This is a genomic window from Terriglobales bacterium, assembly GCA_035624455.1.
Taxonomy (GTDB): Bacteria; Acidobacteriota; Terriglobia; order Terriglobales; family Acidobacteriaceae; genus DASPRM01.
The window spans coordinates 1-4,278 of sequence record DASPRM010000149.1 but is presented as its reverse complement, the minus strand read 5'-3'; the positions used below and the strand labels follow the sequence as shown (position 1 = coordinate 4,278).

Below are 4,278 nucleotides of genomic sequence, written 5' to 3'. Positions count from 1 at the left end.
AGGTTCGCCTCGGGCGGCAGATGGTAGGCGGGATGTCCCCAATATCCGCTGCTGAACAAGCTGAGCTGCTTGCTCTCCACCAGCGCCTTCAGCTTGTCCTGAATCGCCTTGAAGTAGTTGCGGCTTGCCTTGGGCCAGGGGGAAATGGATTCCGCCAGTTGCGAAGTCTTGGCCGGGTCGGCTTTGAGTGCGAGGGTCACGTCCACCCAATCAAGCGCGTGCAGATGATAGAAGTGAATGACGTGGTCCTGCACATACTGGCTGGCGCCAATAATGTTGCGAATCAGGTCCGCATTTTCCGGCACTTCGATGCCCAACGCGTCTTCGACTGCGCGCACCGACGCCAGCGCGTGCACGGTCGTGCAGACGCCGCAGATGCGCTGCGTCCAGATCCACGCCTCGCGCGGATCGCGCCCTTTCAGGATCAGCTCGATGCCGCGAAACATTGTTCCCGAACTCCAGGCATCGGTGACTGCGCCGCCGTTCACTTCGGCTTCAATGCGCAGATGACCCTCAATGCGAGTCACCGGATCGACTACGATGCGTGCCATAAGGTCCTCCCCGCCTGCTCTTATGATTTGGCTTTTTCGGACGCCCCGGGCACTGCCTGCATGCGGTCACGAATTGCGCTCGCGATGCCATGCACAACGGTCGCTCCCGCCACTGCGGCCGTGACCCCGACTCCAATTTTCCCGGCGCTGACGTCTACTCCGAACCCCGGCACATTCGGCAGACGTTCGTAAAACGGAGACTTAGTCTCCCAGAAGTTGTAGCCGCCACAGCCGATGCAGCCATGCCCCGATTTCACTGGCCAGCTGGTGCCGTCGTTGAACCGCACTGAAGGGCAGTTGAACGTCGCCTCTGGGCCTTTGCACCCCATTTTGTAAAGGCACCAGCCCCGCCGGTGTCCCTCGTCGCCCCACTCCTGCACGTAACGACCAGCATCGTAGTGAGCGCGCCGCTCGCACTGGTCGTGGATGATCCGTCCATAAGCAAAGAGTGGCCGATTGTACTGGTCGACAGCTGGCAGCTCGCCGAACGTGAGGTAATGCACCAGCACCGCCGCCGTGTTCGCCGGATTCTGCGGGCATCCGCCCAAGTTGATGACCTTGGCTTCGGGCACGGCCTCCGAAATTCCCACCGCTCCCGTTGGATTCGGAGATGCAGCTACTAGGCCACCAAACCAAGCGCAAGCTCCAGCCGCGATCGTCGCCGCTGCATTCGTGCAGACCTCTTTCGCGATCGACAGTGCGGTCTTTCCGGCGACCGTGCAATATACTCCGTCGTCGGCCAGAGGTATGGACCCCTCCACGACCGCCAGGTACTTGCCCTTTTCCTCTTTGACCACGCGCTGGAGCGCTGCCTCAGCCTGATGGCCGGCCCCCGCCATGATGATCTCGTGATACTCCCACGAGAGCAGGTCCAGCACTACCTGCAGTACCGAGGGGTGGCTCGAACGCAGGATTGCTTCCGAATTCCCGGCGCAATCCTGGAACTGCAGCCACACCAGCACCGGCTTTCTGGCTTTCTCCAGAGCGGAAGCCACCTGGGCCACGTAGCGCGGGGGGAGGGCCAAGGTCGCGGTCATGGCGGTGCAGAATTTGAGAAATCGGCGACGACTGACACCTTTTTTCTGCAAGGCCCCCAAAAACGTTTCGTTCGGCGGGATCATAGGGTCATCCTTCCTGGGAGTATGCGGTTTCGCTCCAGCCGGGAACCGGAACCACACCCTACGTCATGCAATGCGGATTGCGCTTAAGTACCACTAATCACCTTGGAAGGATGTGACCTTGCTCACGGAAAGGTGTGATCCTGGACGGAAAAATCTTCATCTCAGGGTTTAGTTGGCGGGCTCCCGGTCAGCCAAAGACAGCAGTGTCAAACGGAACGAATAAGGTAAAGAAGCGGTCCAAAAGGGTCGCGGTGCTGCCAAAGCGTAGATCTTCACACAATAGCCTCTGGGCACCGAAAGCCGGTTCAATCGATCCAGCGATCACAAGCATCTGTAGTCTGCGTCACAGCTTGGGCGGTCGGCACGGAGGAGAGTTATACGATTATGTTCACGGTCCGGGTGCTGGTTCGAATGTGCAATAACCCGACGTGCTCCACTCCCTTTCGCTATCGCAAGAACGGAAGACTTTTTCCCCTGGAAATCCACTTGGCTTTGCAATTCTACCCTGCCATGGACCTGACTTTTCTGCTCGGCAGGGCGAAACCGACCTTGGGAGGCCGACATTTCTAGCGGTTGCCTGCAACGAATCTTGCGGCGGGGTCGATCCCGCCGGGCCCTTCACTGGATGCCGGGTAAGGGAGAAAACGACTATGAAACACCTATCGGACTTTGTAAACGGAAACGGATTCGCGGTTGCGGCGCTGATCCTGATGTTCGCCGCCGCAATTGGTGCATTTCACGCAACAATACACTTGGCAAGGTGACTGGAGTACACGCTAATCTGGCCGGTTGCGGTATCCAGGGAGAGGCCTTTGCCGTTTTGTTCAGGGCAGGTGAACAAACTGGCACGCCGTCCCAGTCAAAATAATCGGAACTTGCTTGACGATACTCCAGAACCCCGAGTTGGAGCGTTGGGCGCGGGCGTCGGCGGTTCTCCCGGGGATGGTGTCGGTGCCCGTGTTGCGCAGCCATTCGAAACAGTGATCTCGGCCAAACGAGCGGATTTGTGGAGCCTGAATGGTGGCCGGTTTCTGACACAGGCTGACGGCAAGCTTACATCCCAGGAGCCCCATGGTTTCCTCCACCCGCAAGACGAAGCTTATCTGCCTCCTCGCTCTTGCTCTTTTGTTACTGGGGTCATCCGGCTGCTCATACTGGAAAAGCCGCCGAGCGAAATCCATCGCACGCGGAAGTGATCTGTTTGAAATTCACTGCAGCGGCTGCCACAGTCGGAGAAGGGTGGACCTAGGAATAGCACCTCCTGACCTACATGGCGTCTTCGATCGCAGGTTTCTTCCCAGCGGAAGATCCGCCACGGAAGATGTGGTTCGCTCCACCATACAGACCGGGCGCAGCGGCATCATGCCTTCGTTCGAGGGAAACCTAAGCGACGAAGACATCCAAGACATCATTCTCTACCTTCACACGTTGAAGCTGCCCCAAGGGCCACAACTCCAGACCCGGGCAATGAGGACACGTAAATCGGGCGGGGTTCGGGGGGGTGATCAGGGAGAGAACGCAAGGGTTTGGGCAACGGCAGCGACTCAATCACCTCTGCGACTTCCAACCATCCAAGAATTATGTGTCGTCCGTGTGCGTCCTGCGCGTCGACCTTCAATTTGCAATTGGATTCAACTGTTCGCCAGAACCATCCAAAGAATGCAAACAGGTCGCCGACTTCTTGGTTGATCCGGTTTCCAGCGGCAGCGCCGGATTGACCGAATACGGCTCTCTAGCCCGGGCTATTTGACGTGCATTGTTCAATACCACGCCTGTACGTGCTCGGCTCAAGTTACGAGGGTACAGACGCCTTTGAAAGCTCCATGTATTCATCCGCGCCTACGATCCAAAGTACCAGCCGCACTGGGATCGGGAATCGCCGCCGCGTAGGATCACGCACGACCTTCGGCGCGGAAAGCCGATATTGCTTCCCGCGAGTCTTCAGGTCGCATCCGCCTGCCGCGAGCACGTTCTTAACCCACTCGGACTGGCTGCTGTAAGTGAGTGCGATGATGAACCCGTTCGGTGCTCGAAAGACGTTCACCGGAGTGCGGTAGACCTTCCCTGACTTCCGACCCACGTGCGCGAAAATCCCAAATCCCGGCAGCCAACCCGCAAACAAACTGGTGATTCGGTTCGTGACCGCGATGTTGATGTTCGCCAGCCACCGCTTGCGAAACCTCATCAGGAGGATTCCTGTGCCGGCGATGGCGATGACTAGGATGCCTGCAGCGCTCACCGCTCGCTAGCCCTCCACCACTGCATCAGCCTCCATCTCGACCAGCCAGTCCGGGTCGATAAAGCGTACGACCTGCATGATGGTATTGGCAGGGCGGAGGTTGCCAAAGCACTCGCCGTGGACTGTCGCGACCCGCTCCCAATCTTCTATTCGGGTTAGCAAGATTCTGGTGCGGATAACATCCGAAAGCTCGCTTCCCAATCCTTCAATCGCGGTTTGGATGATGTCCAGACACCTTCGCGCCTGGCCTGCTGGGTCGCCTTTTGCGACGGTCTTGCCATCCTTGCCGAGCGGGACTGTCCCAGTGACCGCGATGATTCGCCCGCTTCGTACCGCTCGCGAAATGCCAATCTTCAGCTCGAATGGC

4 protein-coding genes are annotated in these 4,278 nt (G+C 58.5%); all 4 read right to left on the bottom strand.

Annotation, left to right across the window (positions count from 1 at the left end; genetic code table 11):
* On the bottom strand, positions 1–551 hold a 551-nt coding region (locus VEG30_16690; protein HXZ81567.1), incomplete at its 3' end, for a nickel-dependent hydrogenase large subunit.
* A 20-nt stretch (positions 552–571) separates the two neighbouring features.
* Entirely contained in the window at positions 572–1,672 is a 1,101-nt protein-coding gene (locus tag VEG30_16685) for a hydrogenase small subunit (GenBank protein ID HXZ81566.1), read from the bottom strand.
* A gap of 1,792 nt (positions 1,673–3,464) precedes the next feature.
* Positions 3,465–3,911 carry a nitroreductase family deazaflavin-dependent oxidoreductase gene (locus tag VEG30_16680; protein ID HXZ81565.1) on the bottom strand — a complete coding sequence of 149 codons (447 nt, stop codon included), beginning with the start codon at positions 3,909–3,911 and terminating at the stop codon, positions 3,465–3,467.
* A 6-nt stretch (positions 3,912–3,917) separates the two neighbouring features.
* On the bottom strand, positions 3,918–4,278 hold a 361-nt coding region (locus tag VEG30_16675; protein ID HXZ81564.1), incomplete at its 5' end, for a RidA family protein.